A 253-nucleotide genomic window follows, 5' to 3' on the forward strand; every position below is an offset into this window, starting at 1 on the left:
ATCGACAAGAGCGCAAGCATGACCAGCACGTCCAGCGGGACCATGGGCCGGGTCACATGGGCGATCGACGGGATCGGCTATAGTGTGGTGGGGGAGCGCCCCGCTGCCGAGCTGCATCCGATCGCCAACGAGGTCCAGCGCCAGGCCGATGCGGCGCTTGTGTCCTGATAGCACCTGGCCAGTTCTCAGCGCCGACAGGCACTGGGCGGACCAGCGGGATCACGGCTTGCGCGCGGCATCGTTCCGGTCGGCC

The organism is Sphingomonas sp. Leaf38 (genome assembly GCF_001421825.1).
In the GTDB taxonomy this organism is placed as follows: domain Bacteria; phylum Pseudomonadota; class Alphaproteobacteria; order Sphingomonadales; family Sphingomonadaceae; genus Sphingomonas.